Below are 3,426 nucleotides of genomic sequence, written 5' to 3'. Positions count from 1 at the left end.
GGGCCGCGAGATGGTGCTGTGGCTGAGGGGCGTGGTGTGGGCGACCGATACAGGGGCCTATTTCGTTGGGCGTATGATCGGTGGCCCGCGCCTCGCGCCGACAATCTCGCCGAATAAAACCTGGGCCGGGCTGATCGGTGGAATGGCGGCGGCGGGCGGCATTGGGGCACTGATCGGCACATCGGTTGGGGGTTCGGGGCCGCTGCTTGCTCTGTTGGGCGCGGGGCTCGCCGTGGTGGCGCAAACGGGTGATCTGGCTGAATCGGCGCTAAAGCGGCACGCGGGCGTTAAAGATTCCGGGCGGATGATCCCCGGTCACGGCGGCATTCTGGATCGGGTTGATGGGTTGATGCCGGTCGCCCTGGTTCTGGTGCTGCTCGTTGCGTTTTTTGGATGGAGTCTCACGCCATGAGCGGGGCGAAACGGCGCGTTACCATCCTCGGGTCCACCGGCTCGGTGGGGCAGAGCACGCTCGACGTAATCCGCCACCATGGGGATCGCTTCGCCCTGGAAGCCCTGGTGGCGGGTAAGAATGTCGACGGGCTTATCCGCGATGCGCGGGCGTTTCGGCCCCGTATCGCCGTGATTGCCGACGATGCGGGCTACGCTGCCTTGCGCGATGGGCTCGCGGGCACGGGGATCGAGGTTGCGGCGGGCGAAGCGGCGGTTGTGGCGGCGGCGGAGCGTCCTGTTGATATTCTGATGGCGGCGATTGTTGGCGCGGCGGGGCTTGCGCCCACGTTGGCGGCACTTGAGCGCGGCACGACGGTCGCTTTCGCCAATAAGGAAGTGCTGGTCTCGGCGGGCGATTTGGTCATGCAGACCGTCGCCCGAACCGGCGCGCGGCTATTGCCGGTCGATAGTGAGCATAACGCTATTTTCCAGGTCTTTGAGACCGAGGGGCGCGCTGCTATCGATAAGATTTTGCTCACGGCGTCGGGCGGGCCGTTCCGCACCTGGACGGCGGCGGCAATGGCCACGGCGACCCCGGCGCAGGCGGTAGCCCATCCCAATTGGTCGATGGGCGCCAAAATCTCGGTTGATAGCGCAACGATGATGAATAAGGGGCTGGAACTCATCGAGGCCCATTACCTCTTCGCCCTGCCGGAACCGCAAATCGAGATTCTCATTCACCCGCAATCGGTCATTCACAGTGCGGTGGTTTATTGTGACGGCTCGGTGCTGGCGCAATTGGGCTCGCCCGATATGCGAACGCCCATTGCCTATGCCCTGGGCTGGCCGGAGCGGTTGGCGGTGCCGGTAGCAAAGCTCGATCTGGTGGCGCTCGGGGGGCTTACCTTCGAAGCGCCGGATGAAACGCGCTTTCCCGCGCTGCGCCTCGCGCGGCAGGCCTTGCGAGCGGGGGCGGGAGCCCCAACCTTGTTGAATGCGGCAAACGAAGTGGCGGTTGCCGCCTTTCTGGCCCATCGCTTGCCGTTCGGGGCTATCGCCGACGTGGTGGCGCGCGTGCTAGAAACGGTGCCGGGGCATGTGCCGGCCAACCTCGAAGCTGTGTTGGCACTGGATAACGCTGCCCGGCGCGAAGCGGAAAGTTTCGTCCGCCAATTGGTAGCCTGAGCAGGATATATGATGCAGATTCTCGGTGACTATCTTCTCCCCTTCCTGGTCATTCTGACCGTACTCGTGTTCGTGCATGAATATGGTCACTATTGGGTCGCAAAGCGCGCCGGGGTGAAGGTAGAGGTTTTCTCCATCGGTTTCGGCCCGGAACTTTTCGGTCGGACGGCGAAAGACGGCGTGCGCTGGAAGTTTTGCGCGCTGCCGCTTGGCGGCTACGTAAAAATGTCCGGCGATATGAACCCGGCCAGCGTCGGCATCGATGATCGCCCGATGACGGCGGAAGAACGCCAGGGCGCGTTTCAGTATAAGTCCTTGTCCTGGCGCGCGGCGATTGTTGCGGGCGGGCCGCTGGCGAATTTTGCGTTTGCGATTATCCTGCTAACGGGGTTGTTCATTTTTGTCGGGCAGCCCACCACCTCGCCTGTGATCGGCACGGTGGTCGACGGTGCTCCCGCCGCCGCCGCAGGGCTTCTGGCGGGCGATAAGGTAGTCTCGGTCGATGGGCAGAGTGTCGAGCGCTTCGAAGATATTCAGCGCGTCGTGCAAGCCCGTCCGGGCCAAACCCTGCCCATCGCCGTGGAGCGGGGCGGTTCGACCCTGACCTTGCCGGTCAAAACCGGGGTTCGAACGATCGAAGACCGCTTTGGCGGCACGCAGCAGCTTGGTTATCTGGGGATCGGGGCCGGGGCGGGGCAGATGGTCCAGCACGACCCGTTCACGGCGACGGTCCAGGCGGTTAAGGAAACCTGGACGATCACCACCGGCACGCTGCATGCGCTGGGGCAGATGATCCGAGGCGAGCGCGATACCAAGGAAATCGGTGGTGTGCTGCGCATTGCGCAAATGTCTGGCGAAGTGGCGCGGACAAGCGCGGTGAGCGTCGTCTGGTTTCTGGCGCTGCTCTCGATTAATCTCGGTCTTATCAATCTGATGCCGGTGCCGGTGTTGGATGGCGGCCATCTGCTGTATTATGCTGCGGAAGCCGTGTTTCGGCGGCCCTTGGGCAAGCGGGTGCAGGAGGTTGGTGCGGCTATCGGCCTGACCGCCATTCTGTGTTTGATGGTTTTTGCCACCTGGAATGATCTTGTGCAGTTGCGAGTCTTTGCGTGGGTGGCTTCCTTGGTGTAGGACTTGCTGGGTCTAGGATTTGGGGCGAAGACGGAGTACAGATGCGATGACGGCTCGACGCCCCACGGATGGGCGCTTCCAGAACGGGAGCGTTGAAATTACTCGCGCGCAACGGCAGATCATGACACGGACTAAAAATCGAACCGCCCTGCTTTTGGCCGGGGTTGCTTGGACCGCCAGCGCGCTTGTAACGCCGATGGCTTTCGCTCAAGGCCAAGGCCCGGCTGCGCCCGCAGCGCGCCCGGCCCCGCAGGCGGCGACCAGCGCGCCGCAGGTGGTGATCCAGACCATTCGCGTCGAAGGCACCCAGCGTATCGAGCCCGATACGGTGCGCAACTATCTCAATATCCGCTTAGGCGAGCCTGTAACGGCGGATATTGTCGATAAGTCGCTGAAAACCCTGTTTGCCACCGGCCTTTTCGCCGATGTGAGCGTGGGGATTGATCGCGGCGATATTCTTGTCGTGCGCGTGGTCGAAAACCCCATCGTCAACCGCATCGCGTTCGAAGGGCTGGATAAGCTCGAAGAAAAAGACCTGCTGGTCGAAATGCAGTTGCGGCCGCGCGTCGTGTATACGCGCAGCAAACTTCAGGCCGACGTACAGCGCTTGCTGGATATTTACCGGAAAAACAGCCGATTTGCGGCGGCAATTGAGCCGAAGATTATCCAACTCGACCAAAACCGCGTCGATATCGTCTTCGAAGTGAAGGAAGGTGA

General features: G+C 62.4%; 4 protein-coding genes. All 4 read left to right on the top strand.

Going from position 1 to position 3,426, the window contains the following annotated elements:
• The coding region (locus tag ACIQ36_RS19445) for a phosphatidate cytidylyltransferase (RefSeq protein ID WP_395832439.1) at nucleotides 1-412 on the top strand (412 nt) is incomplete at its 5' end.
• Entirely contained in the window at nucleotides 409-1,578 is a 1,170-nt protein-coding gene (locus ACIQ36_RS19440) for a 1-deoxy-D-xylulose-5-phosphate reductoisomerase (protein ID WP_395832437.1), read from the top strand. The genes ACIQ36_RS19445 and ACIQ36_RS19440, both read left to right, overlap by 4 nt.
• Nucleotides 1,579-1,587: 9 nt before the next feature.
• Nucleotides 1,588-2,709 (top strand): RIP metalloprotease RseP, encoded by a 1,122-nt coding sequence (gene rseP / locus ACIQ36_RS19435; protein WP_395832435.1) that lies wholly within the window; start codon nucleotides 1,588-1,590, stop codon nucleotides 2,707-2,709.
• A gap of 121 nt (nucleotides 2,710-2,830) precedes the next feature.
• Nucleotides 2,831-3,426, top strand: a 596-nt coding sequence (locus tag ACIQ36_RS19430; protein ID WP_395832433.1) for a POTRA domain-containing protein, incomplete at its 3' end; no start/stop codon positions are given.

Source organism: Elstera sp. (assembly GCF_044372965.1).
Taxonomy (GTDB): domain Bacteria; phylum Pseudomonadota; class Alphaproteobacteria; order Elsterales; family Elsteraceae; genus Elstera.
This window is presented reverse-complemented; position numbering and strand designations above follow the sequence as displayed.